This is a genomic window from Paenibacillus sp. HGH0039 (genome assembly GCF_000411255.1).
Classification (GTDB): Bacteria; Bacillota; Bacilli; order Paenibacillales; family NBRC-103111; genus Paenibacillus_F.
Map to the genome: position 1 here is coordinate 1,483,093 of NZ_KE150413.1, position 26,252 is coordinate 1,509,344.

Below are 26,252 nucleotides of genomic sequence, written 5' to 3' on the forward strand. Positions count from 1 at the left end.
ATGAAAACATTTTCATTCTGCTTCAATACTTTCCTGGACGGGGTAAATTCGATATAATAGAGGAAGGTATCTGGAGAGGAGGGATCGCTATGGGAAATGAGCAAATTCCAGCCGAATATTTGCTGGAGAAGCTGTCCGAAGCGAAGAACCATTTCGAACGCGCCCTAGACTGCAAACACACCGAGTTTGATGATTTGTACCCGTATATGATTGAACACCCTCAATTTTTCTGGTATAAACGATACGTGGCATGGTCTGAACTTCTTACGGTGGTCAAATTCTTCACGGAACTTTCCGTTCCATGGGAGTCCCAGTTTACGGTTCAGCAGGTCGATTATATCAAGAAACGCGTTATGTCGAGCAAAGTGTTGGATTGCTGGTTTGAAAATACGGATTCCAAAGAACACGTCGGCTGATGTGTTCCTCATAAGCAAGACCTGCCGGGCTTCCCGGCAGGTCTTTTTTTAATTCAGCACATTCATTTCTTCGATATGTTTGCGGGTCTCTTCCGTCCCCAGATTGTAAAGCGTCTGGTAAATCTGCTTGAGATCGTAGTCGTAGGCGTCGTTTTCTTTGTCCTTGTGATATTCCTTAAAAGGCAGGAGAGCCCGGAAATGCGTCTGCTCGTCCGACTCGTCTATAACCTCGAACAGCTCGGCCAGTTTGTCGATTTCCTCATCCGTTGCCTTAATTTCAAAATCGAAGTTGATTTCGTCCGCTTCGTCGACGATTTGTTTGGAACCTACGCTGACGTAAAATGTTTTTTTGCCGTCCATCGCTCTTCGCTCCCTTCTTATAAGCCTGACCGCAGGTTGTACCCTTTCTCTTAAAAGGATTGCCCAACTAGCCGGCTTCTAAAACTCCCGCAGTCCGCAGATTTTATTACCCGGTGCCCGAAAAAAGTGAATCAGCGTATTCCGTCCGTACTGCGTGCTCTCTTGGCTTGCCGCCGTGTTTTGTGTATGCTAGTAAGGATGCCGGTTTTGCCTTGCAGGTCAAGCGGACCGAAGATCCAATAGATACAATTGCCCAGGAAATGTTTTGGAGCAAAAGGAGGGCTTGTCATGATCAGCGACGAGCAGTTAGACCGATACCGGATTGACGGCACCCTGCTTAGAATCGTCAGGGATGCGGATCCGCGCAACGATATAAGAGGCTACGTGGTGGCATGGAACGAGTCGTCCGTCGCTATTCGTAAACGCAGCCGGAAGCTGGTGCAGCTGGACAGAAAGTACGTTTATCAGCCGTATACGGAGAGCCGTCCCGCTGAGTATACGCTGCCAAGGGAAACTAGCGAGGGCGAGGAGGCCTGATCCGTTGAACACTCAAGAAACGCTCATTCAGACGGTAAACCGCCCGGCTGCAGCAATTACCGCAGCCGTGAAAGAAGGCGCGGTAGGGAGCTATCTGCTGCTGGAAGCTCCGTCGCCTCTGAGGACGTTAAGCTCCGCGCCGTGGGGCGGCGGTTTCGGTTATCACCGGACGATCATCAACCGGAAGGTAGACAAAACGTATGCCTGCGGAGATCCGGTGACGGAAATGAACGGGTTTCTGGAGGCGGCAGGTCTGAACAGGGAAGAAACGGCCTGCCTGCTGACCTCCGTACATATGAGCGGCCTTGGCGAAAGCCATCTTTGCCTGGACGCTCCCGCCCCCGTGCGTGTAGGAGCCGAAGACCAAGCTGCGCGAAGCTTTCTCGATACGTCTGGCGTAAAGCCGGACACTCCCATGCCCTCGAAAGAGTATCCGTCAGCCGCGGCGGACTCTGATACGGCCAATGTCACGGCTGACTTGGATGAGGCGAATGCCAAGGACTTCGGTACGGCGAATCCCGTGAACGGCATCGGCGCGGCGGAGCCCTCTGCCACTGCCGCTGCCGCGGCGGACACCGGAATAGCCGTCAGCGCCTGGGTCACCGTCGGCTATTCCAACAAGGCGCGTGCCGGACGCGGGCTTCCGGCTTCGGCGCTTTTTCCCGGCACGATTAATATTATCGTGGCCGTGGAGGGCGAGTTGACCGATGAAGCCATGGTCAACGCCGTCATTACCGCCACCGAGGCGAAGGCGGCGGCATTGCAGGACCTCGGCGTAGCGCTGGAAGACGGAAGCGGGGCGACGGGCACGACGACGGACGCCGTGCTGATCGCCTCCACGCAGAGAGGCCGGCTCCACCGCTACGCCGGAACGGCCACTTACCTCGGCCATATGATCGGCCGGTCCGTTTATGAAGCCGCCATGCAGTCCGGCCTGGCTTACAAGAAGGTCCTGCCGCTCCCGTAAGGTGAGACACCGGTGTACACAGCTGCTAGCGCATGGCCCGGTTTCTTATAACGGTGGTGACCTGTAGATCCTTCACAGTACACATCAACCCTCGGTGTGGCGGTTTGTGTGGTACGCCTCTTCATAACAGTGCAGCGTCTCCTTCCTATAGGATGGCGCTGTTTCTTTTGGTACGATCATGACAGAGAAAACGTTGGAATAAGCATGGAATAAACATGGAATAAGCTTGAACGCCTTGCAGTGAATCCGCCCGGAGTTTTCTGAAACCGCTGAACACCCCAGCCGTATCATCATGAAGGAGAGGGGGATTGCCATGGAGTGGAGTTTGGACATACCGGTGCTATTTTTGGCGCTCGGTTTTACGTGCTGGTGGCTGGGCGAATGGATTTCGCTGACCCCTCTCAAAGCCGAGGAATTTCCCGTCGCCCTGGTCACTTCGGACAAAAGCGGTACGCCGGTTCTTATCCGGCTCATCGGGTTCGGTATTTTCAGAATCCGGCGAAAAGTTCCCGTCAGGAGCGATCATCATTCTGGTGAACCGGATTCCTCCCGTTTAACGCGATACAGGTTATTGTCGGTATTGCCGCTATCAAAAAACGGGAGGAATCCTTCATGTCACTTTTACAACCCTTTATCTCTTTGCTGGACCGTATTCTGAATGTATTAGCCGCCTTTACGAATGATTGGGGGCTGGCCATCCTGCTGCTTGCCCTGCTTGTGCGCAGCCTGCTATTCCGCGTAAATCTGCTCAGTGCCCGGCAGCAAGTGAGACAGATTCGTATGCAGCCGGCCATCCGGCAGCTCCGGGAGCAGTATGCGAACCAGTCCGGCAAGCTGGGCGAGGAGATGCTCCGGCTGTATTCCCGCTATGGCATCAAACCTGGACTCGCGTTTGCGGCGGGATTGATCCAGATGCCGATTTTTATGAGCCTTTATCCGTATTTTTCTCTGCACGGCGCTCAGATGACCTCTATGCTAATCCCATGGATGCAGTCACTGGGCGTTCCCGATCCGGCACACGCGCTGCCTGTGTTGTACGGCATTATAGGATGGCTGGGAATGCTGATCAGCCTCGTTCCCGATCCGGCGGCGTCGCAGCCGGCGCTGCTCAGGGCGGGAATGCCCCTTGTCATCATGGGCGTTTCATTAACGGTGATGTGGCGCTCCCCGGCGGCTCTTGTCCTTTACTGGACGGGCAGCGGTATCGTTACGATACTGGAACGCCTATTCTTCCGCTCGTCATACGGTCAAAAACTGCTTCACAAAGGAATTCCGGTCCCGGAACCGGTAAAGGATTAGAAACGTGTCCAGTTCAGATAAGGCAAGGGAAAGCCGTTACGACTTTCCCTTGTATTATTTGGGGTCAAATGTATGAAGATGGCGCGTCTCAAAAAAAGATTAAAAATATGTTTGACAAACGTTTTGGCGCATGATATATTTAATCTCGTTCTTACAAAGCACGCGGTCGTGGCGGAATTGGCAGACGCGCTAGATTCAGGTTCTAGTGGTGTAACAGCCGTGGAGGTTCGAGTCCTCTCGACCGCATCAGCAATACAGGAAAGCCACTGGCTACCGGTCAACCGGAGCAGGTGGCTTTTTTGTTTTTTATTAAAAATCCTTCTTGAAAAATGAAACGAATGCCTGGCCGTTTTCGTATAATCATTTATAAATAAGTGGAAAATGGGTAGTATTTAAAAAGGAGTGTGTTGTAATTTGGAAAGAACGATGACGTATTCCCACCAAGGATCGCTTTCTCACATCTTGCGGACATTTGCGCTTTCTCTGCTGATCTCGTTCGTAGGCATGCTGGTGGGTGCCATGATTGTACCGCCATCGATCATCCCGCTGTTTATTGTCGTTGAGCTCGTGATGATCGTGGCGGCCATTGTAGTCCGGATGCGCGGCAAAAACATCGGCTACGGGTTCCTGTATGCCTTTACGGCTATCTCGGGCGTAACCATGTACCCGGTTATTATGTCGTACGGTTCGATAATCGGTGCCAACCTCGTGTCCGGGGCATTTCTGGCTACAGCCGTTATATTCGGGGGACTTGCCTGGTACGCGGCCCGTTCCGAGAAGGACTTCAGTTTCCTGGGAGGCTTCCTGTTCGCGGCAACGATCGGCCTCGTGCTGATGGGCGTGCTATCTCTGTTCGTCAACTTCGGTTCGACGCTGAATCTGCTCTTGTCCGTTGGCGGCATTCTGATCTTCAGCGGCTGGGTGCTCTATGATGTCGCTCAATACCGCGAAGGCGTGGCAGCGGAAGAAGTGCCGCTCGCCGCAATGAATTTGTATCTCGACTTTATTAACCTCTTCCTGTATATTCTGCGCTTTATCGCTTCGATTGTCGGCATCAGCCGCGATTGATGCAGCCCGACTTACAGGATGATCAAAAAACCGGCTGACGCCTTGAAGCGTCAGCCGGTTTTTTTGTGCGCCATTTCAGCGGCCGCGGTGTTTGTCTTTGGCTTTCTGACGGGCAATCTCGCGCTTGCGGGCCGCATCTGCCTCGCGTTCTTCCCTGGATAACGTTGTCCGCACTTTCTTGCGGTATTCGAGATCCGCGCGGATGGCTGCCTGGGCCATCGTGGAAGGGCCCTTTTGTGCTAGCTCCCTGGAAGCCAGCCGCGCAAGCCGCTTCGGATTTATTTTCCGTTCAACTGCGGGAGCGGCACGAACGCCTTTGCCGACACTTTCAAGCAAGCGGAGCAGATCGTGCAGAACAAAGTCCAGCACTTCCCCGTCAAGGGGCTCCGTTCCGAATATGTGCCTGGCTGCATGCAGGCTGCCGCTTCTTTCGTCCTCCGCAATTCCAATCCAGTACTGCCCGTCGTAAAAAACCGTTAATTTCATGTTTTTTCCCCTCCGTTTAAGTAAACAGAGCGCCGGACATCCCGAGGGGGAAGGCTACGACATGTTAACAGATTTAATCAGGCTTAAATCTGCAGCATGCATCCGGACTACCAACCGGACTGTGATTTTACGCTCCACTTTTCATTATAGGAGGGGAGGGAACGATTGGAAAGAGTCATGACCGGGAATGTGCGTATGGCCGGTTTTACGCAAAGGCAGTCCGGGAAATACTAAGAGTTAAAGGAGAGCGCACTCTTAACGTGGAAAGGAAGGGCTGACAAATGGCAAAAGGCGGAGAAGAACTCGTGAAATATATAACGGAACAAGTGGTTCACTATATAGAAACCCCAAGGCAAGTACGAAAGGAAGCGCGCGTCAGGCACAAAGAAACCAGAGAAAGCTGGTCGGTCCACTGGTTCGGGATGATCCCCCTGTCCATCTCCATGATCATAAAGGCCGTAAGGCGCCGGAGCAAAAACTGAATGTTTAACTCGCAAGGCCGAAATTGAAGCGATTGGTCAAAAAAAGAAGCTTCCTCGGGTTCACGGCGGAAACGGTAAACCGTTCCGGGACCCGGGGAAGCTTTTCTATGGGAAAGAGGAGGAGATACCGTCAGTCGGGTAAAACTGTCCGAGCGAAACCGCTTCGTCCAGGAGAACAAAGCGTCTGCCTTCCTGCTCGAAGGCGATAAAAGCGGCACCGCCGGTCCAGCGCAGAGCGCCGGTTACGGGAAGCGGCAGCGTAAGTCTGCCCTCGAAACATTCACATACGAAAGTCAGGGACTTGCCGGCCGCAAGGTAGGGTGTCAAGTCTTCATAGGAACGGATAGGGAGCGCTTTTCGGGTCAGCCAGGCTATCTCTTCATAAGGATCGGACGGCATGACCTCAAGCGGCGTTCCGGGTGTATGTTCAAAGGCTGCGCCATGCAGCCCGAGCAAACTTGAATCACTTGCGGGCGAATAATTTTGAAAGGTTCGGATTTCACCGGTTTTGGCATCGACGAGGATACGATTGTTCCCGGCGGGAACGGTCCAAACCGCATGGAAGGCATCCGTATAAAGACGGCGCAGCCTTGTTTCCGCGGAGTCCAGCCAAGCTTGATAGGACATGGATGCAGGAATGATGGCGTGCTGCACCAAGGTTCGGTACAGCGTTCGGGTGCTGAACAGGGGATGTTCGCCTGTTCCGTATTCGATGAGCTGCAGGGTGCCGTTTTCGGCGGCGGACACGATCAGATAGCCTGTCTCGCGGCCGTTATCCGTCAGGAGGACGATCCAGCCGTGTGTACCCGGCCCGAGAGGAGCGACCGTCCACTTGGCGCGGTTCCAGCCTTCGAAACCCTTTCGGCCGGCAAGACTGTCGATCCAACGTACGATGTGTTCGTTCAGTACGGTACCGGTGTTGGACGCTCCGGGAGTATCCGACGGTTCATTTGCCTTAAAATCCGCCAGAACCTCTGCGGGTCTGACTCCGGGAAGGATCGTGTACCTTTTATCCAAAGACGCTCGTCCGGCTTCCTGCTTCATGCGTGTTGCCGAGCCGGAAAGGGACGCTTGAGCTTCTTGAGAGAAGAGTTGTTCACCCTGCGAGAACGAAGGGGGCCCGGCAGCGAGCCAGACAACGAGCGCCAGTAGCGCTGCCGTCCATACAGCTGTGCGGTTCATTTGTTCACCTGCCTGCCGTTCATTCTATAAATCTAGTGTAAGGGAATCCTTGTAAAAAGTTTGTTAAAACGTGTAGGCCGGCCCTTAGGAACTTTTAGCGACTTTCGTCGCATCTTCACCTTTCGTCCGCCCTTAAATGAAATAATCCGCAATTGATGACGGATACATGCACTCTCGGCCGGTATTGCCAGTCTACCTCCGCCTGCCGGGCCGCATAGCGGATCTCCAGCTCTTCGCGGGCTTCCGGTTCGGCTGCCGCGAGCATGCCTTCGTAATACAAGCGGACGAGCTGATGCTCTTCGGCCAGCACCTGGTTGGCACGGTCCGCCCAGCGGTGGTCGGTGCGGCGGATTTTCTGCTCCAGATAATCTTCCAGGATGGAGGCGGCCCTCGAAAGGGTCAAATTATCGCCGAGCAGATGAATGTTGGCCGGAAGTTTCGGTGCGAGCTTCCTCGTCAGCATGGAGGGATGAAACTCTTCGCGGATTTCTCCCGTCGTCATTTGAATGGCCAAGGAATGAACCTCGCTGCGTTTCATATCGCAGGCATACTCCACCTTGTAGTTCACATTCATCCAGCTGCAGTAGGTGAGGGGAGCGGAGCGCCCCGGCTGAGAACTGCTGGCGGCTTGCGGCGGAGCCTCGAACAGCCGGGTAAACCGGCCGTTGTTCAAGGCCGTCGCGAAAAGCTGCTGCAGGCGGCGGCTGCCGAAGGTAACCTCGTCGCGGGGGACGCGGCCGACCGGCGGAGCGGGGGCCGTGCCGAAGTACCGCCCGAGGATGCTGTCCGCGGAGCGGATCGCTTCGGGCGGACTTCCGCCGCTTCCGGCCGCAGGAGCGGCGCCTCCCGGCACGCTCGCGGCAGGCGCCCCCGGCCCTGCTGCGCCTGCCGTGAGCGTGCCCTGCGGGCTCGGTCTCCCGCTGCTGCCCGCGGGCTCAGTGCCGCCTCCGGCCGCCTGGCCACCGCCGCCCGCAGCGCCAGGGGCCGCGGAGACGGCACCGGCGGCAGCCCCCGGACCGGCCGTGGCTGCCGAGAGGCCGCCCTGGGGGCCATTGCCCGGCCCGGCGGCCCCTTGCGCCTGGCGATCCACTGCACCAGGCTGAGGCCCGGGCGCTGTGGAAACGGCCCCCAGCGGCCCGTTAAGCGGCCCGGCCGGTACGGGACGAGCCGCCGCCGCGGCTGCCGCGTCCCCTTCCGGATCGAAAACGAAACGGTAGGTCATCGTTTCGGGTTCGACTCCGGTGCGCTCGACGAAGCTCCAATAGTAGGAGCGGCCGGTGAGTTCTTTATCCGCCTCCGGAGAGAGGTTCACGATGACGGCGTGCTTCGTTTTTTCGATAATGCGGCAGTTGTACGCTTCCAGAAACCGCATAACAAAGCGTTCAACCTGGGCGGTATTCATGGTTCACCCCGACATTCTGCCCGATGGCGCTGAGTATGGAACCGATTTTGGCTTTCCTTTCGTTTTCCGGTTCAAGCTCCTCCCGGATGCCGGTAAGCGAATCCCCAAGACGGTCGATCTGACGGCGCATGTCATCATCGGAACGAGATTCCATCATCATTTTAAATAGGGAGCTTTCCAGCGAGGCCGATTTTTTTTCCAGACGTTCCAGAATCGAATCGAGTTCGCCGATGACCAGTTCGAACATGTTTATTTTTTCGTGCAGCAGGTTCAAAATATGCTCTTCGATCGTATTGCGGGTAGAGAGATTGTAGATTCTTACGTCGTCCGTCTGACCGAGCCGGTGCACCCGTCCGATTCGCTGCTCCACCCGCATGGGATTCCAGGGCAAATCGAAATTGATCATATGATGGCAGAACTGGAGATTGATTCCCTCGCCGCCGGCTTCGGTTGCGACAAGCACTTGGGCGCGGGTACGGAAGAGGTCCATCATCCAATCTTTTTTGCCCCGGTTCATTCCCCCGCGGTAGGGGACGGCCGTAATTTTGTTCTCTCTTAAATAGTTCAGCAAATATTCCTGGGACGCCCGGTATTCGGTGAATATGATGACCTTGTCATCAATCTCCCGGATCAGATTCAAGACGGTTTCGGCTTTCGTGTTAGCCTGGATGCTGCGGATTCGCTCGACCAGCTCCCATATTTTGGCCCGGACCGGAGAGTTTTCTTCCGTCTTTTTGAACATATTGACTAAGGTTATAAAAACGGCGTCCCGGGAGCTGCACACTTCTCTTTGAAGGGTGACAAGCGCCAGCGTATTGCTCGGTTGGCTCTGATTTTGTTCATACTGGCTGCGGATAAAATCCGTGACGCCATCGTAAAGCGCCTGTTCCTCAGGAGAAAGCGTAAGCGTGATATTTTTCACGATTCGTTTCTTGAACTCGACATTTCCGTCGCCGCGCCGGTTGCGGATCATAATTTTGGAAAGCTCCTGTTGGAGAACGCCTTCGTTTTTCGGCATTCTTTTGGCCATGACAAAGTTGGCTTGAAAATTCGTCTGCGCCCCGAGCTGCCCCGGCTTCAGAAGATTAATCAGATTGTACAGTTCTTTAAGATCGTTCTGTACGGGCGTAGCGGTAAGCAGCAGGCAATATTTTTTACGCAGCTCTCCGACGAACTGGTAATTCGTTGTTTTTTTGTTTTTGAGTTTATGGGCTTCGTCCACGATAAGCATGTCGTAATCCAGACCGAGCACGATCTCCCGGTGCGGGTCCCGCTTGGCGGTGTCCATGGAAGCGACAATCACGTCGCACGTCTGCCACATGTACGATTTTTTCTGGGCGGCTGCCGCGATCCCGAATTTCTGATTCAGCTCCCGGACCCACTGCAGGACAAGCGAAGCGGGTACCAGAATGAGCGCTTTGCGCACAAGTCCGCGGATCATATATTCTTTTAAAATAAGTCCGGCTTCGATCGTTTTGCCGAGTCCGACTTCGTCGGCCAGAATAGCCCGCCCGCGCATGTCGTACAGCACTTTCTTGGCCGTATCGATCTGATGGCTCATGGGTTCGATTCCGTTCACATGCTTCAGGCACAGAAGCTCGTCGAAGGAGTGGATCAGGCTCGACTTTTCCGCCTCGTAAGCAAGCTGGTACAAGGTCCAATTATCCCAGGGGCCGTTGCGGACGACACGCGACTCCCAGTCCAGGAACCATTCCCGATCCGTATGCATGCTCAGCCCTTCATGAATCGGGCGGATGTGCTCCGTTGTCTGGTTGTTCATCTAGGCTCTGCCTCCTTCTCGAAAATGGGCCGAATCCCGGGCATCGTTTCCCGACCCGTCTGCCCGTCATCCGCTTGCTGCTGCCGTTATGCGGTCCGGCGTATGCAATCTGCAACTTTGTAACTAGTATGATCCAAAGAAGGAGGTTTCATAACGCGGCCGCACTGCCGGGACTTCTTCGGCTTGTGCCGCCACAGACATCCTTGCCGGGAGCTCTATCGAATGTAATCGCAAGCGCTCCTGTGCTATGATAAAGGAATGAACGAGCACTTAAAACCGATACGGGCGGGCCGGGCTTTCCGCGCCTGCCGTTCTTGATAAGAAGGGAAGAGGAACATGACAACATGGCGTTATATGCATACAGGCAACCGGACGGCGGCTGAGAACATGGCGATCGACGAAGCGATTCTCATCGCGCACAGCGAAGGCAGGGTTCCTCCGACGGTCCGTTTTTACGGCTGGGGGCCGGCGGCTCTCTCCATCGGTTATTTTCAGAAAGCGCAGAAGGAGATCGATCTGGACAAAGTCGCCGGCCAAGGTCTCGGATTCGTACGCCGTCCGACGGGCGGCCGGGCGGTTCTGCACGATGCCGAACTTACATACAGCATCATCGTCTCGGAGCGTTATCCGGGGATCCCAACGAGCGTAACGGAAGCTTACCGGGTCCTCAGCGAAGGGCTGCTCCTCGGATTCCGGAAGCTGGGACTGGCGGCCGAGATGGTGAACCTGGCAACCGAAGAAGAGAAGCGGAAGTACGAATCGCTAGGCTCGGCGGCCTGCTTCGATTCCCCTTCGTGGTACGAGCTTGTCGTGGAAGGCCGCAAAGTCGCCGGAAGCGCGCAGGTTAGGCAGAAAAATGTCGTGCTTCAGCACGGTTCTATTTTGCTGGAACTGGACGTCGAGCAGTTGTTCGGCCTGCTGCTTTTCTCCAACGAGCGGATTGCGGAGCGGATGAAGCAGAGCTTTGTGCAGAAAGCGGTCGCGATTAACGATTTGCTCCGAAGCGCCGGGCTTGCACCCGTGACACTCGGGGACGTGGAAACCGCATTCCGCGCCGGTGTAGCCGAAGGCATGGGTATTGAGCTCGAAGACGGAGCGTTGACTCCGTACGAACTGGAGCTTGCGGAGGAGCTGGCACGTGAAAAATACAGTTCCGACGAATGGAATTTGAAGCGGTAGCGGTAATTTTGGGATGAGGTGAACGTACCATGGCGATCGACACGATTATAGAACGGACGGGGAAACGGCCGCATACGGCGGAAAGCCTTGCGGAAGATCTCAGAAGACTCGGAGTGAAGGAAGGGATGACTCTCTTGGTCCATTCCTCTCTAAGTTCCCTCGGTTGGGTTTGCGGAGGCACACAGGCGGTCATAGCTGCTCTCCGGGACGCATTGGGCAGCGGAGGCACGCTGATGATGCCGACACACAGCGGCGACTTGTCGGAGCCATCGGCTTGGAGCAATCCGCCCGTGCCGCAGGAGTGGTGGGACGTGATCCGAAGCACGATGCCGGCCTATAAAGCGGAGGAGACCCGGACGTTTTTTATGGGAGCCTTGCCGGAAGCGTTCAGAACTTACCCGGGGGTTATGCGCAGCAGCCACCCCCAGGTTTCGTTTGCGGCGATCGGACCGCAGGCGCAGAAACTGACCGGCGATCATTCCCTGGCTTACGGGCTCGGGGAGGGTTCCCCGCTTGCCCGTCTGTACGAGCTGGACGGTCATGTGCTGCTGTTGGGCGTCGGTCACGGCTCCAACACGTCCATCCATTTGGCGGAATACCGGGCGGAGTATGCGTCGAAGAAGGAAGTCGCGAACGGGGCGCCTGTTCTTGATGGAGACGGGGTCCGTCAGTGGGTGGAGTTTCCGGATGTCGGAATCGACTCGGACGATTTTGACCGGGCGGGTGCGGACTTCGAAGCCCGGCACTCGGTAGTCATCCGCGGAAAAGTAGGCTCGGCTGACACGGCCTTGATGCCGCAGCGTCCGCTTGTCGATTATGCGGCGGAATGGATGAGGCAGCACCGGTAGCGAAAGGATGGCGGCAGCCGCTTGGTTTGCTCCCGTATATGCGTGTGTGGCTGACCGCCGTCATGTGACGCTAAGCACCGCGACTGCGCGCTGGGAGTCCAGCGCGGTGCGGAATACCGAACGCGCGCAGGGGGGGCGGCTCGTTCGCACCGCCGGGTTAACCGGTGCGAACGAGCCGCGGGGGCCGGGCGAGTACCGGATGCGGAAGGCAGCCGCATACCGGTTTCCGCCGTCGGCGGCCCCGCTGCCGCGGTAAAAAAAGGCCTCCAAACCCACTCTAGAGTGCGGTTTGGAGGCCTTTTTTGCTGTCCCGCCGGATCAGCGGCTTCCGGCCGGAATCGCCGCCTCGAAGGCCTGCTGGAGCCGCCGGGTAACGGGACCGGGCTTGCCGTCTCCGACGGGCCGGCTGTCCACCAGCACGACCGGCATAACTTCGGAGCCTGTGCTGGTGATGAAGACTTCATCGGCGGAGGCGAGTTCCTCGGCCCGAAAAGCTTCTTCACGCACGGCGATGCCCAGACCTTCCGCGAGCCGGATAACGAGCGAGCGGGTGACGCCCCGCAGGATATGATGATCGGCAGGATGAGTTCTCACGATACCGTCTTTGACGATCATCACGTTGGACGCGCTCGCTTCGGTGATGACGCCGCCTCGGTTGAAAATAACTTCGCCCGCGCCGCCGTCAAGAGCCTCCTGCTTCAGCAGTACGTTCGGGAGCAGGTTCAGCGATTTGATATCGCATCGGTGCCAGCGGATATCCTCCCGGACGATGGCGGAAATCCCGTTTTCCAGATCTTTCAGCGGACGCAAAAACGGGGAGCACCAGCCCGTCACGACCGGCTCCGCCGCAGCCGGAAACGGATGGGAACGAGGAGCGGCGCCTCGGGTGATCTGAACATATGTGAGGCCGTCGGGGATACCGGCCGCCTCCGTGAGCCGGTTCAGCAGATTCTCCAGCTCTTCGAGCGGATAAGGAAGGCCGATCCGGACTTCGGCCATACTGCGTTTGAAACGTTCCATATGCCCCTGCACTTCAAATAGCCGGCCGTCGTAAATACGGAACACCTCGTAGACGCCGTCCCCGAAATAATAGCCCCGGTCAAGGGGAGAAACGCGGACTTCTTCGTCCGGTACAAGTTGATTTCCGAAAAGCATCATCGGGCAAGTTCTCCTTTAAGTTATCTTTCTACTACCAAAATAAGCGCTTGTGTTGGCAAGCGTGTCTGGACGCAGCCGATTGAAAGTAAAAAGTATGTAGGGGATAATACGAAAAATTACCCAACTGGCGAACGTCCGTTTCTTTTTTCGGCGGATCTGTTTATAGTATATAGGGGAAAGAATGCCTTACACAAATGAGACGATGGTCTGTATGCACGGAAATCAGCTGCAGCGATTTTGACAAAAAATTACCTGTGGAGTACCGCGGCTCTTCCCCTTTTACAGGCTCGGAATGTCGAAAGTTGTCGTTTTTTATAAATGTTTTGCGAACGAAATAAAGAGCAAGGCGAAGAAAAAGTGAGAAAACAAGCACCTGCTTTTTGTTATCCCGTTGAATTCATTCGCAGTTTATTCGTAACACAACATCTAGTGTTGTATAATCTTTTAAGGACACTATATATAGTGCTTACGTACATACCGCGAAATTCGCGCAGTGGTGCGGGTTCCCGGGTGCAGGTACATTGATTTGGGAGGGTGTTGCCGTTTTGAAGACGATGCAGCGGAAAAGTTTGGAAGGTTTGAGCGAAAAAATCTTTTTGGATCGTTATGCGTTAAAAGATGCGGACACGAACAATACGAAAGTCGGAGACGTGGTGCTTGTCCTGACCAAGGACGACCCGAAATTTCCGGCCAAGGAAGTCGGGGAAATCACCGCGCGAGATGGGCGTAATGTGACCGTTAAGCTGCGCAGCGGCGAAACGATCGAGTCGAACATCGACAGACTGACTCTTAATATAGAAAAAACGCCGGATGAGCTGTGGGACCGCCTGGCCAAGGCAATGGCTTCCGTGGAAGCGACGCCGGAAAAACAGAAGGAATGGACGGAAAAATTCCGTTACATTCTGGACGACTGGAAGCTTGTTCCGGGAGGCCGCATTGCCGCAGGCGCGGATGCCAGCGACGAACTGACGCTGTTCAACTGCTATGTCATCCCGTCTCCGCATGACAGCCGCGGCGGTATTATGGCCACCTTGTCCGAGATGACGGAAATTATGTCCCGCGGGGGCGGGGTCGGAATTAATCTTTCGTCTCTTCGCCCGCGTCGCGCAATCGTTAAAGGCGTTAACGGCTCCTCCAGCGGTTCCGTGTCATGGGGAGGCCTCTTCAGCTATACGACGGGCTTGATCGAGCAGGGGGGCAGCCGTCGCGGTGCGCTGATGCTTATGATCAACGACTGGCACCCCGATCTGCTTGATTTTATCACCGTTAAATCTACGATGGGCCAGATTACGAACGCGAACCTTTCCGTTTGCGTAAGCAACGGCTTTATGAAAGCGGTGAAGGAGGATCTGGACTGGGATCTCGTGTTCCCGGATACGACGGACCCCGAATACGACGAAGTTTGGAACGGCGATCTCAATGAGTGGAAAAAGCTCGGAAAAGCCGTAAAAGTGTACCGCACGGTCAAAGCCCGCGAAGTTTGGCACACGATCATCGAGTCCGCGTGGCGCTCCGCGGAACCGGGCGTCGTGTTTATGGAGTACTACAACCAGATGTCCAACAGCTGGTACTTCAACCCGATCATCTGTACCAATCCTTGCGGAGAGCAGGGGCTTCCGGCCTGGGGCGTATGCAACTTGTCCGCCGTTAACCTGTCCAAGTTTTACGACGAGGAGAATGACGATGTCGCATGGGACGAGCTGGGCAAAACCGTCCGTTACTCCACGCGTTTTCTGGACAACGTTATCGACAAGACGCCGTACCACTTCGAGGAAAACCGTGAGAACCAGCAGGGCGAACGCCGTGTCGGACTTGGAACGATGGGGCTGGCCGAGCTGATGATCAAGCTTCGCATCCGTTACGGAAGCCCGGAATCTCTCGAATTCCTGGATAAAATCTATGGTTTCATGGCACGCGAAGCTTACTTGGCTTCTTCTGAAATTGCCGGCGAGAAAGGTTCTTTCAAGCACTTCGACACCGAGAAATTCCTGCAGAGCGGCTTTATGAAAAACATGCACGAGGTTTATCCGGAAGTGACGGAATCCGTCCGCAAGAACGGCATGCGCAACGTGACGGTCATTACGCAGGCACCGACGGGAAGCACGGGAACGATGGTCGGAACTTCCACCGGTATCGAGCCTTATTTCGCCTTTGAATATTTCCGCCAAAGCCGCCTCGGTTACGACAAGCAATTCGTGCCGATCGCGCAGGAATGGAAGGATGCCAACAAGGATCAGGACCTGCCGGATTATTTCGTGACATCCATGACTTTGTCCGCCGAGGATCATATCCGCGTTCAAGCCGCTATCCAGCGCTGGGTAGACAGCTCCATTTCCAAGACGGCGAACTGCCCGGCCGATTTCACGGTCGAAGAAACCGAACGGCTGTATGAGCTTGCCTTCGATCTGGGATGCAAAGGCGTGACCATCTACCGCGACGGCAGCCGTGACGTACAGGTACTCAGCACCGGAACGGAAAAGGACAAGAAGGACGAAAAGAAAGCCGAAGCGGCCGTTCCTGCGCCTGAAGTTCCGACAGAAGCACCGTCTGTGGCGGTTGCGGCGGAACCGGTCGTCCAAGCGGATGCGATTTCCGGGAACGTCTTCGATAAAGAATATAAACGCCGTCCGCAAATTCTGCGCGGCGCTACCTATAAAATCAATACGCCGTTCGGTATGGCGTACATTACAATCAACGACATGAACGGCTCGCCGAGCGAAATTTTCCTCAACGTGGGAAAAGCGGGCTCGGACGTCTTCGCCATGGCGGAAGCGCTCGGCCGCGTCTGCTCCTTGTTCCTGCGCTACGGTGATCACGGGAACAAAGTGAACCTGCTGATCAAGCACCTCAAAGGCATCGGCGGTTCCGGGGCCATCGGTTTCGGCGCCAACCGTGTCGAGTCCATCGCCGATGCGGTCGCCAAAGCGCTTGAGATGCATGAAGAGGCGATGGCCGGCGAAACGGATGCGGAGGCTTACGTAACCGCCACGAAAGAAGTCGTGCAAGAAGCGCCGGATGCTCTTAGCGATGCTGCACCTCCCGCAGGTGCTGCGCCTGCCGGGCTGACATCGCTTGACTTGTGCCCGTCCTGCGGCTCCGCTTCGCTTGTGAACAGCGAAGGCTGTAAGAACTGTACGAACTGCGGATACAGCCGTTGTTCGTAAGGATGAGTGAAGTTTAGTTTACTTTATAGATGTGATTTTTCATTCGAAATGAGAATAACACCACTAAAGTTGATAAAACCGTTTCAACTTTAGTGATACAACAGCGCTATACAGCTTTTTGTATAAATATAAAAAAAGATGAGGGGGGAACTCCTCATCTTTTTTTTGAGGTTAAAATGTGTCCTACACTCCGGAACATCTGTTAATAAGACCTGAACATTTTTTGATGAAAGTCTTTATGGATACCTCTTTAGAGTTGCTAGTGTAAATTTGTGTAATATTAATTGGTTTCGTAAACAATCTGTAAATTATAAAGATGCCTCTAGTTTTAGGGAATTCGACCTCCTGTTTATGAATGTTGAAGAGATAGAGGGGTTTTCAGAACTACTTGCTAAAGACGTGAGAAGACTACAGTCCTTAAAAATTGAGATAAAGAGTGGCCGATTTCACAATAATGTTTTGAATGACAATACAATACATAAAATGTATATCTCGACAACGATTGCATAAGCTACAGAACTACATAAAGTGTATCCGAGTTGGCTTAGCAAAAGGAATTTTATTTTATGTATTTATATTAAACTTGTAAATATATACAAGATGCAAGAGCATGTTTTCCCCCCGGAACAAGCAGAGCCCAGAATCATTTCAAAAATTTTAACGCTCAACAAAAAAGATATATAATCGCGGTAACGCGTAGCGGGAAAAGTGAAAAGGACATCTTGCGGCTGCCTTGTTTGAACGATAAAACGTCATCTCATGTCATTTGTCCGTGCCTGGATGGAACGGGCGTTTTCTTTGTTTCTAAACCCTTCTTGAGGAGTTGGGTTTAGAAATGCTGTTTGAGATGAATGGGAGAGGTCTGATGATTCGGAAACTCAAAAAGAGTATGACGGAATCTTGAAAGCAGGCAACCCATCTATACATTTATTATGAAGGGTAAGATTACCACAAATGACTATAGGCGCTATAAACTGACTAGAAACGAATAGATTGCAAGACACAAGGAACATTTTTGGCAATCAGGTATCATTGTCAAGACGATCAGGGGAAACGAGCCGTAAAAGTCATGCCGTCTATGTGGTAAAATAATTATCATTAAAGGGACGAAGGGAACATGGACAACATGAGAAAACCACCTCCTACAATATTCAATTCGCTCCGATTTAAGCTGATCACAGGACTCATGCTTATTATGCTGCCGATTGTTCTCTTCCTGATTTATACAAACTTCTATTCGATCCAGGTTGTTCGCAACCAGGTCGCGCAATCTAACAGCAACATGATCAGCCTCTATATGGGGTTGATCGACAAGTCGTTAGCCGACATTGACAGCTATTTGCTGAAGTATGCCTCGGAGGAAACAGGACTGCACGTTCTTGATCGGTCTCCTGAGATCGATATCGATTTATATAAAATGGAACGCATTTGGCAATTCAAACAATTGGTGAATAATGTGACTTACTACGAGGGACTCGACTATTTTTTCATATATTCGCCCATTAACAATGATTTGCTATTTGCCCCCAAGCAGACAGTCTCGGCTGACGCCGACAATCAGCCTATAAAGGATGCCATCGTCTGGCTTATTGATGACGGGCAATCGGCAGAGAGTTTTCAGACAGGGAAGTGGTCCGTATTTCGCGCTAATAAAAAGGATTATTTGTTATATACCATAAAGGTTGGTGGTTTATATATCGGGGCTGGCGTAAATACGCAGGATGTGACGGGGCCGCTCAATCTTTTGGATCTCGGCGCCGATGGGAGAGCACTGCTGGTCGATGGCAACCACAAGCCGCTAAAGGACGAATCATTTTTTAGAGAACAGGGAATCGATCTTTCCTATACGCCTAAGTCGTACCGTTTAAGCGGTTTCGATGAAGGGTATCTGGTGATCGGAGAGCATTCCGGCAAAGGGGATTTCGGACTGGTCGCTGTGGTCCCCGATCAAAGCATTCTCCAGAAGCTGCCTTATTTGCAGAGGATTATTTCACTAATTGCGGCAGGGACCGTCTTGATCTTACTGCTTGCCTTCTATTACATGAGGAGAGTCGTACTCCGTCCGATTAACCGAATCGTACTGGCCATGCGCAGGATCAAAGAGGGTCACTTGGAGATGCGAATAGCGAAGACACCGACCTCTAACGAATTCGAACTGATGAACGAGATGTTCAACAGCATGGTGACCGACATTCAGAAGCTGAAAATCGATGTCTATGAGGAGCAATTGATCAATCAGAAAGCGGAGCTGAAGCATTTGCAGCTGCAAGTCAACCCGCACTTCTTTTTGAACAGTCTGAATGTCGTTTATTATTTGGCCCAGGAGAGGAAATACGGGTTGATTCAAGAGCTTTCCCTTTCATTAATCAGATATTTCCGCTTCATGTTTCGCAGCCATACGGATCATGTTCTAGTTCGGGACGAACTGGGTCATACGAAAAATTATTTGAATATCCAGAAGATCCGGTTTCCGGGAAGCTTGACGTACGCCATTACCGTCCCGGATGACCTGCTCGATTGTTGTATTCCCCCGCTGATTATTCAAAGCTTTGCAGAAAACACGATCAAGCATGCGGTCAACACGGACGAGCCTACCCATATCGAAATTTCAATCGAACGGGATAACCGGAATGATGAGGAACGGCTTCATATCCGCATTCGCGATACGGGCATGGGTTATGAGAACGAGGTGCTCGAGAAGCTGAGACAAGACATCAAGCTGACGACTGAAGAAGGTGAGCATATCGGGATTTGGAATGCTCGGCAAAGACTGCGGCTGTTGTACGGGGGTCAGGCGATCATCGGGTTTTCAAACGATAACGGCGCCATTGTCGATATTTTTTTGCCGATCATGAAAGGATAGGGGCGAGAGTATGTACCGGTTATTGATCGTGGACGACGAAGAATTTACCGCGAACGGCATTAAGGCAAGCGTGAACTGGTCAAAATTCGGCATCATTCACGTATCTGTAGCGAACAATGCACGTCAAGCGAAGGAAAAGTTTAGTGAACATCCGTTCGACATGATGATATGTGATATCGAGATGCCGCAAGGAAGCGGACTCGAACTCTATGAGTGGGTACGGGAAGAGCATCCTTGGACGGAGTGCGTCTTTCTGACTTGCCATGCCGACTTTCAATACGCGAAAAAAGCGATTCAGCTAGGGAGCTTCGAGTATTTGCTCAAGCCTGCGCCACCCGAAGAGCTGGAGCAAGTCATGACGGAGATGATCAAGAAAATAAGCAAAGACCGGAAATCGTCATCGATCGTCATCGAGCGGTTCTGGCAGGATGTGCTGCAGCAGGTCATTCCATCCCGGCCGGACAAAATCATGGAGGCTATCGGGAAGCACAATATACCGTATACGAGCAGGATGAAGTTTTTACCCATTTTGATCGGCATTCAACACTGGACAAAAGAACTGAGCGCTCGCGATGCCCAAATTATGGAGTACGCGCTAACGAACGCCTTGGAGGAATTGGTCATCCATCAAGTTGCAACGGCTCACATCGTTCGCATCAAGGCCAAACAGTTATTGGCGGTGTTTTCTACGGAACAAGCGATAGAGGCGAGCGGAGAGAAGTTCCGCAAAGAGCTCATAAAACGCTGCGGTTTGTTCATCGAGACGTGTAACCGATATTTTTATTGCCATTTGTCCTGCTATATCGGTCAACCGTCGGAGATACACGACGTGCGCGATATGGTTGAAAATTTGGTAGCACTTAGAAAGAATCAAGTGAACGCCGTCGACCGGGTCGTGCTTATCGACGAGAAAATGGCAAATGAAACGCCTTTTCCCATGCCTCCGATGAGAATATGGTCCGAGCTGATCAAGCAGGGGGACAAGAAGAAGCTGATGGCTGAGTCGCAAGATTTTCTGGAGTCGCTTAAGCGGATCGAAGGGCTGAACTCGAAAAGCCTGCAGCAGTTTTATTTAAGCTTCCTGCAGATGGTTCTGCATACGCTTCAGCAGAAAGGGTTGTATACGGACGATATTTTAGCGGATCATTTCGCGCCGGAACGTATTTCGTCTGCCGCCGAGAGCGTCAAGAATCTGCAAGACTGGGTAACGGACGTCCTTAAATTTGCAATGACTTCCATCGAAGCGCTTGGTTCGAACGAGACAGTGGTGGAAAAGATCAAGCGGTATATATCGGCGAATATCGATCAGGAGATGTCCAGACAGTACATTGCCGACTACATTGGACTCAGTCCCGACCACATTGTCAAGCTTTTCAAAAAGGAAACAGGTCTCTCGATATCGGAGTATATTCTGAAAGAAAGGATCGATCTTGCGAAAGAACTACTGGCCAAATCGGAAACTTCGATAAGCAACGTCGCTTTGGCGGTTGGCTTCGCTAATTTCTCTTATTTTTCCACCCTCTTCAAGAAGGAAGTCTTGATGACGCCTCAAGAATATCGGAAAAGATTCTCTTCCAGCATGTAAACGAAATATGTACATCAAGGACGCCAACTGGCGTTTTTCTCTTTATGTGGACGGAATCTCGAAACCGAGAGCACGGATTCTTGAAAGCGGGTAAACGGGAACTTCAATAAAATAATAATAGCAAGCGGCAAGACCAATCAAAATAGGGGGTTCATACATGAAGAAAAGCATGAAGAGCGCTGCAATGCTTCTGATTTCCGTGCTGGCAACGTCTACTCTGGTCACAGCCTGCAGCTCGGGCTCGAGCAACCAACCGAATGCGAGCGGAGCTCCTGAACTGTCGGGCAGCGCGAAGCCGGACCTGAAGCCCGTTGAACTGACGATGGTGTTTCCGGTTGCCAGCGAGCAGAAAGACTTGAAAGCCGTACAAGAAAAAATCAACAAGATTACGAAGGAAAAAATCAATGCGACCGTGAAGCTCGTTCAGATCACGAAAGGCGCCTGGGCGCAGCAAACCACACTGATGCTGTCCGGCAACGAGAAAATGGACCTCATCGTAAGCGGCCGAGGCACGTACGAGCAGCAAGTGGCCAAGGGTAACTATCTTGCGCTTGACGACTACATTGCCAAATACGGTCAAGGCGCCCAAAAAGCGCTGGACGATCTGGATCCGGCTTACTTAAAAGCGACCAGGATCAACGGGAAATCTTACGGGATAACGAGTATCCGGGACCTGGCGAACGACTTCGGTATCTCGATGCGCAAGGATCTTGTGGACAAGTACAAAATCGATACGAAAGCGATCAGATCGCTGGACGATCTTGACGCCGTATTCAAGGTGATCAAGGAGAATGAGCCTGATGTGATTCCGGTGACCAAGTTTGCCAACTCGATTCTCGGCAGCACCCCTTTCTCCACTGGCATGATGGATCCTTTGGGAGACGGCTTCGGTGTGCTGACGGCGCATGATAACGGGATGAAGGTAGTCAATTGGGTTGAAACTCCGGAATATGCCAAGCTGCTGGATACGACAAGAAGATGGTATTTGGCCGGGTATGTTGCTAAAGATGCGGCAACCAGTACGGAAATTTGGCAAAATTTGATGAAGGCGGGAAAAGCCTTCTCGACGTTCCACCATATGAGTCCATTTAGCGAAGCGGCAAATTCCTTAAGTGTAGGAAAAGATTTGGTCGAGGTGCGCCTGTTGCCGGCCGTCGCGACCAATTCCCACATCACCGCGTATATGTGGAGCATTCCCAGAAACGCGCAGGACCCGGAAAGGTCTATGATGCTGCTTAATTTGATGTATACGGACAAAGATTTGGTCAATCTTCTCGACTGGGGAATCGAAGGGCAGCATTATGTGAAAAAATCGGATAATGTCATCGATTTCCCGCAGGGCGTCAACGCTTCGAATAGCGGCTATTACCCTTACCAAAACTGGCTATTCGGAAATATGTTCCTCTCCTATTTGTTCAACGGGGAAGATCCGGACCGTAACAAGAAGCTGGCGGAATTCATTAAAAACTCGAAAAAATCGAAAGCGCTCGGCTTCATTTACAATCCCGAGTCTGTTAAGACGGAAATCGCGGCTCTTACGAATGTGTCGAACCAGTACGCTCTCGCTTTGGAGACCGGCACGGTGGATCCCGCTAAGGTATTGCCCGAGTATATCAAGCAAATGAAAGCGGCGGGCATCGACAAGGTCATTGCCGAGAAGCAAAAGCAGCTTGACGCTTGGGCAGCGGCCAATAAATAATCCGACGGATCCTCCTGTAAAAGACGGAATGTCTCGAACGGGGGGATTTTTTACGCCATCGCGGATGCAGTCAAGCCGATGTCGGAAACTCAAAAATATGATGTCGGGATCATGGAAGTAGGGGCGGACAAATTGCTATAAGATGAAAACATGCACAAAACAATGACAGCAAAAGGTGGTAGTAACGTATGAAGGCAAGCAAAATGTCGGTGTTGCGGCTTGAGATGAGGAAGGCAAAAAAATACCGGATGCTCGTGCTCATGACGCTGCCGGGGCTACTCTACTTTCTCGTCAACAATTATTTGCCGATGTTCGGCATCGTCATCGCGTTCAAAAACGTCAATTTCGCGACGGGCATATGGGGGAGCGAGTGGGTCGGCTTCAAGAACTTCGAGTATTTGTTCAAGACGAAGGATGCATACATTATCACCCGCAACACGTTATTGTATAATCTCTCCTTCATTGTCTTGAATACGGCAATCGCGATTTCGCTTGCGATTCTGCTGAATGAAATCCGCAAGCGCATTTTATCGAGAGCATACCAAACGATGATCCTGCTTCCGCACTTGATCTCCATGGTGATCGTCGGTTACCTCGTGCTCGGTTTCCTGGACGTCGAAAAAGGCTTCATGAACAAGACTCTGCTCCCCTTGTTCGGCCTAGAGCCTATCTCTTGGTATAGCGAAACGACATACTGGCCGTGGATCCTGACGATCGTACACGCTTGGAAAGGCGTAGGACATCTTTGCATCATCTACTTGGCTGCGATTATCGGCATCGATCAAGAGTACTATGAGGCGGCTAAAATTGACGGCGCGAACCGGTGGCAGCAAATCAAAACGATTACGATTCCGCTCATTGCGCCGGTTATTACGATTATGACGCTGCTTGCGATCGGGCGCATTTTCTATTCCGACTTCGGCCTGTTCTTCCAAGTGCCGCTTAACACGGGCGCCTTAATGCCGGTCACGAACACGATCGATACGTATGTGTACCGCGCGCTGATCAATATGGGCGATATCGGGATGTCGTCGGCCGCAGGCTTGTATCAAGCGCTCGTCGGATTTGTTCTGGTGCTGGCTTCCAATGCGGTCGTGAGAAAATTCAACAAAGACAATGCACTGTTCTAGAAAGGGGCGTTCCCATGCCATCATCCGGTAAACTTTATCAATGGACGATCAACATCGTCATGCTGGCATTTACATGTTTCTGCATCATGCCATTCTGGTTGCTGATCTCTGCTTCTCTTACGGACGACATGGAAATCATTCGCGATGGATATGCTTTCTTCCCGAAAGCCGTCAGTTTTTCGGCATACGAATATTTATGGACGAACTCAGCTAATATACTGCGCGCTTATGGAATTACGATTCTCGTGACGGTGGTCGGAACAGCTGCAGGATTGACGCTAACGGCGTTGCTTGCCTATCCGCTGTCACGGACCGAGATGCCATTTCGCAAGATACTGTCCTTCTACGTATTTTTCACGATGCTGTTTAACGGAGGCCTTGTGCCGACCTACCTGCTATACACCAATTTCTTCAATTTGAAAAATACGATACTGGCGCTGATCATTCCGAACCTATTGATGAACGGTTTTTTCGTCATCCTGATGCGAACGTTCTTTGCAACCTCGATTCCGAAGCCGATCATCGAATCCGCCTATATCGACGGGGCGAAGGAATGGAAAATTTTCGCGGCAATCGTATTGCCGTTATCGACGCCGGTATTGGCTACGGTCGGGTTGTTTTATACGATTATGTACTGGAACGATTGGTTTAACGGGCTGATTTACATTACCGACAGCCAGTACTTCAGCCTTCAAAACATGCTCAACCGGATTTTACTCGATGCGCAATTTTTGCAGTCATCGACGGAGATCGTCGCCACAAGTCATCTTCCGCTCACCTCCATGCGCATGGCCATAGCCGCGATCGGGGTCGTTCCGCTGCTGGTCGTATACCCATTCTTTCAGAAGTATTTCGTGAAAGGCCTGACGGTTGGCGCCGTCAAAGGTTGACACTATTATTTTGGAGGTGATTACAGATGACCGACACGAGAACGATCTTATGCTTCGGGGATTCAAATACATGGGGAGCCGATCCCCAGAATCGAGGAGTTCGGTTTCCGGCGGATGTTCGGTGGACGGGGGTACTGCGTAAGGAACTGGGAGAAGGCTACGACATTGTCGAGGAAGGCCTGCCCGGGAGGACGACAGTGTGGACGGATCCGATCGATGGAATCATGAGCGGAAAAGAGTACTTGACGTCCTGCCTGCTGTCTCACAGGCCGCTTGATCTTGTCGTGATCATGCTCGGAACGAATGATTTGAAAGAGCGGTTTTCCGTCTCGGCGCTGGATATCGCGATGAGCACCCTGTCGCTTGCCGGACTCGTAAAAACGACTTTTTCAAGGCCGGGGATTACGATAGTCCCTCAGGTTCTGATTCTAGTTCCGCCGCCAATCAAGGAAACTGGATTATTCGCAGGCATGTTCAAGGGCGGGGAAGAGAAGTCCAAACAATTGAGCGAGGCGTTCGCAATGCTTAGTCCGTATACCGACGCTTCTATCATGGATGCTTCGACCGTGATCGTTTCCAGTGATGCAGACGGCATTCATTTCGAAGCGGAACAACACCGGAAGCTCGGAAGTGCCGTTGCGGAAAAAATAAAAAGTATGTTGGTGGAGTCATAACAATGAACATTCCTTTGTGGCACGACCAACCCGCATTGCAGGGATTCAACGAAGGTTGTCCCAGCTTAACACCGTACTTGCTGGAAGGGGAAGGACCGTTTTCTGCCGTCATCGTTTGTCCTGGCGGAGGCTATAGACATCGGGCCGATCATGAAGGCGAGCCTGTCGCCAAGTGGTTGAACGCGATCGGCATTTCGGCTTTTGTCCTTCATTATAGGGTTTCTCCGGCACAATATCCGAGCCAGCTTCATGATGCTCAGAGGGCCATACGAACGATCAGGCACAGAGGGCCGGAATGGAATATTGATCCCGAGCGAATCGGTATGCTGGGATTTTCAGCCGGAGGCCATCTTGCTTCGATGGCAGGTACGCGTTTTGACAACGGCAATCCGCAAGCCAATGATCCGATCGAACGATACAGCAGCCGTCCCGATGCGCTCGTGCTCTGTTATCCTCTCATTACGATGGGCGAATTTACGAATGCATCGTGCAAGTCGGTATTGATGGGGGAGCGGCAGAACGACCGTGCTCTGATCGAGCTGTTATCAAGTGAAAAGCAAGTAACGGAAGAAACACCGCCGATTTTTATGTGGATCACGGCAGACGATCCGGTCGTTCAGGCTGAGAATTGTTTAATGTTCGCGGCAGCGCTCAGGAAGTTTAGGGTTTCTTTCGAAATGCATCTTTTTGAGAGCGGTCCTCATGGACTCGGACTGGCCGGCGGCCATCGGGAAGCGCAAGCATGGACAAAGCTGTGTGAGGCATGGTTGAAAACCAGAAATTTCCTCCTTGTAGAACGAGTGATTGACGAGTATACAACAGTAGGCCGGTTGCTGGCCGATGATTGCAGCAGTCGCGTATTGGAGCGGTATCTTCCGGATCTTTTGGCATCGCCGAAGATCGACTATCTCAAAGCGTTTTCGTTGAAGTCGCTTTTCAATTTTTCCGATCCGATGTTTACGGATGAGAAATTGGCAGCCATCTTAAAAGACTTGAAATCGGGCGCAAAAAAATAACAACGAAGTGCATAGGCATGCAACGCGTAATTCCTTTTTCAAGGGCAGGACACTCTGCAAAATATAT

Annotated in this window: 22 protein-coding genes and 1 tRNA gene; 17 read left to right on the forward strand and 6 right to left on the reverse strand. The window is 52.5% G+C overall.

What is annotated here, in order from left to right; all coding sequences use genetic code 11:
- Window positions 1–89 precede the first annotated feature (89 nt).
- Entirely contained in the window at window positions 90–416 is a 327-nt protein-coding gene (locus HMPREF1207_RS21135) for a hypothetical protein (RefSeq protein ID WP_009674785.1), read from the forward strand.
- A 48-nt stretch (window positions 417–464) separates the two neighbouring features.
- Here the strand turns inward: HMPREF1207_RS21135 and HMPREF1207_RS21140 are convergent, their stop codons facing one another.
- Window positions 465–776 carry a hypothetical protein gene (locus tag HMPREF1207_RS21140; RefSeq protein WP_009674764.1) on the reverse strand — a complete coding sequence of 104 codons (312 nt, stop codon included), beginning with the start codon at window positions 774–776 and terminating at the stop codon, window positions 465–467.
- 288 nt (window positions 777–1,064) lie between these two features.
- Between HMPREF1207_RS21140 and HMPREF1207_RS21145 the strand changes: the two genes are divergently transcribed.
- From HMPREF1207_RS21145 to HMPREF1207_RS21170, 5 genes are all read left to right on the forward strand, one after another.
- A complete protein-coding gene (locus HMPREF1207_RS21145) occupies window positions 1,065–1,313 on the forward strand; it encodes a hypothetical protein (RefSeq protein WP_009674782.1) in 249 nt (82 codons plus the stop codon).
- 4 nt (window positions 1,314–1,317) lie between these two features.
- Window positions 1,318–2,280: an adenosylcobinamide amidohydrolase gene (locus HMPREF1207_RS21150; protein ID WP_009674800.1), complete on the forward strand. Its 963-nt coding sequence runs from the start codon at window positions 1,318–1,320 to the stop codon at window positions 2,278–2,280.
- Window positions 2,281–2,892: 612 nt separating this feature from the next.
- A complete protein-coding gene (locus HMPREF1207_RS21160; RefSeq protein ID WP_009674787.1) occupies window positions 2,893–3,579 on the forward strand; it encodes a YidC/Oxa1 family membrane protein insertase in 687 nt (228 codons plus the stop codon).
- A 162-nt stretch (window positions 3,580–3,741) separates the two neighbouring features.
- Window positions 3,742–3,825 (forward strand) — tRNA-Leu (locus HMPREF1207_RS21165).
- A gap of 168 nt (window positions 3,826–3,993) precedes the next feature.
- Entirely contained in the window at window positions 3,994–4,647 is a 654-nt protein-coding gene (locus HMPREF1207_RS21170) for a Bax inhibitor-1/YccA family protein (RefSeq protein WP_009674792.1), read from the forward strand.
- 75 nt (window positions 4,648–4,722) lie between these two features.
- Here the strand turns inward: HMPREF1207_RS21170 and HMPREF1207_RS21175 are convergent, their stop codons facing one another.
- On the reverse strand, window positions 4,723–5,133 hold the full coding sequence (locus HMPREF1207_RS21175; RefSeq protein ID WP_009674767.1) for a YjdF family protein: 411 nt from the start codon (window positions 5,131–5,133) through the stop codon (window positions 4,723–4,725).
- Between the two features lie 281 nt (window positions 5,134–5,414).
- On the opposite strand from HMPREF1207_RS21175, the gene HMPREF1207_RS21180 reads away from it, so the two are divergent.
- On the forward strand, window positions 5,415–5,615 hold the full coding sequence (locus HMPREF1207_RS21180; protein ID WP_009674750.1) for a YqzE family protein: 201 nt from the start codon (window positions 5,415–5,417) through the stop codon (window positions 5,613–5,615).
- Window positions 5,616–5,720: 105 nt separating this feature from the next.
- On the opposite strand, the gene HMPREF1207_RS21185 is transcribed toward HMPREF1207_RS21180, so the two are convergent.
- The 3 genes from HMPREF1207_RS21185 to HMPREF1207_RS21195 all read right to left on the reverse strand — a co-directional run bounded on the left by HMPREF1207_RS21185 (window position 5,721) and on the right by HMPREF1207_RS21195 (window position 9,979).
- Window positions 5,721–6,797, reverse strand: coding sequence for a hypothetical protein (locus HMPREF1207_RS21185; RefSeq protein ID WP_009674779.1), 1,077 nt, complete (start codon window positions 6,795–6,797; stop codon window positions 5,721–5,723).
- A 115-nt stretch (window positions 6,798–6,912) separates the two neighbouring features.
- Window positions 6,913–8,199: a YqhG family protein gene (locus HMPREF1207_RS21190; protein WP_016423963.1), complete on the reverse strand. Its 1,287-nt coding sequence runs from the start codon at window positions 8,197–8,199 to the stop codon at window positions 6,913–6,915.
- Window positions 8,180–9,979: a DEAD/DEAH box helicase gene (locus tag HMPREF1207_RS21195; protein WP_009674778.1), complete on the reverse strand. Its 1,800-nt coding sequence runs from the start codon at window positions 9,977–9,979 to the stop codon at window positions 8,180–8,182. Before HMPREF1207_RS21195 ends, HMPREF1207_RS21190 begins: the two co-directional genes overlap by 20 nt.
- Before the next feature lie 336 nt (window positions 9,980–10,315).
- On the opposite strand from HMPREF1207_RS21195, the gene HMPREF1207_RS21200 reads away from it, so the two are divergent.
- Window positions 10,316–11,158 (forward strand): lipoate--protein ligase family protein, encoded by an 843-nt coding sequence (locus tag HMPREF1207_RS21200; protein WP_009674795.1) that lies wholly within the window; start codon window positions 10,316–10,318, stop codon window positions 11,156–11,158.
- A gap of 29 nt (window positions 11,159–11,187) precedes the next feature.
- Window positions 11,188–12,006, forward strand: a complete 819-nt coding sequence (locus tag HMPREF1207_RS21205) for an aminoglycoside N(3)-acetyltransferase (protein WP_009674772.1) — start codon at window positions 11,188–11,190, stop codon at window positions 12,004–12,006.
- 318 nt (window positions 12,007–12,324) lie between these two features.
- Here the strand turns inward: HMPREF1207_RS21205 and dat are convergent, their stop codons facing one another.
- On the reverse strand, window positions 12,325–13,164 hold the full coding sequence (gene dat / locus HMPREF1207_RS21210; RefSeq protein WP_009674808.1) for a D-amino-acid transaminase: 840 nt from the start codon (window positions 13,162–13,164) through the stop codon (window positions 12,325–12,327).
- A 545-nt stretch (window positions 13,165–13,709) separates the two neighbouring features.
- Here dat and HMPREF1207_RS21215 point away from each other — a divergent pair.
- The 8 genes from HMPREF1207_RS21215 to HMPREF1207_RS21250 all read left to right on the forward strand — a co-directional run bounded on the left by HMPREF1207_RS21215 (window position 13,710) and on the right by HMPREF1207_RS21250 (window position 26,185).
- Window positions 13,710–16,328, forward strand: coding sequence for an adenosylcobalamin-dependent ribonucleoside-diphosphate reductase (locus HMPREF1207_RS21215; protein ID WP_009674749.1), 2,619 nt, complete (start codon window positions 13,710–13,712; stop codon window positions 16,326–16,328).
- Between the two features lie 1,126 nt (window positions 16,329–17,454).
- Entirely contained in the window at window positions 17,455–19,191 is a 1,737-nt protein-coding gene (locus tag HMPREF1207_RS21220) for a sensor histidine kinase (RefSeq protein WP_231392120.1), read from the forward strand.
- Window positions 19,192–19,201: 10 nt separating this feature from the next.
- A complete protein-coding gene (locus HMPREF1207_RS21225) occupies window positions 19,202–20,776 on the forward strand; it encodes a response regulator (protein WP_009674793.1) in 1,575 nt (524 codons plus the stop codon).
- Window positions 20,777–20,933: 157 nt separating this feature from the next.
- On the forward strand, window positions 20,934–22,475 hold the full coding sequence (locus HMPREF1207_RS21230) for an ABC transporter substrate-binding protein (protein WP_009674776.1): 1,542 nt from the start codon (window positions 20,934–20,936) through the stop codon (window positions 22,473–22,475).
- A 188-nt stretch (window positions 22,476–22,663) separates the two neighbouring features.
- Window positions 22,664–23,605, forward strand: coding sequence for an ABC transporter permease (locus HMPREF1207_RS21235; protein ID WP_009674765.1), 942 nt, complete (start codon window positions 22,664–22,666; stop codon window positions 23,603–23,605).
- Between the two features lie 14 nt (window positions 23,606–23,619).
- Window positions 23,620–24,495, forward strand: a complete 876-nt coding sequence (locus HMPREF1207_RS21240) for a carbohydrate ABC transporter permease (RefSeq protein ID WP_009674755.1) — start codon at window positions 23,620–23,622, stop codon at window positions 24,493–24,495.
- A 26-nt stretch (window positions 24,496–24,521) separates the two neighbouring features.
- Complete coding sequence (locus HMPREF1207_RS21245) at window positions 24,522–25,169, forward strand: SGNH/GDSL hydrolase family protein (protein WP_009674732.1); 648 nt, start codon at window positions 24,522–24,524, stop codon at window positions 25,167–25,169.
- A 2-nt stretch (window positions 25,170–25,171) separates the two neighbouring features.
- Window positions 25,172–26,185 carry an alpha/beta hydrolase gene (locus HMPREF1207_RS21250; RefSeq protein ID WP_009674769.1) on the forward strand — a complete coding sequence of 338 codons (1,014 nt, stop codon included), beginning with the start codon at window positions 25,172–25,174 and terminating at the stop codon, window positions 26,183–26,185.
- Window positions 26,186–26,252: the final 67 nt, after the last annotated feature.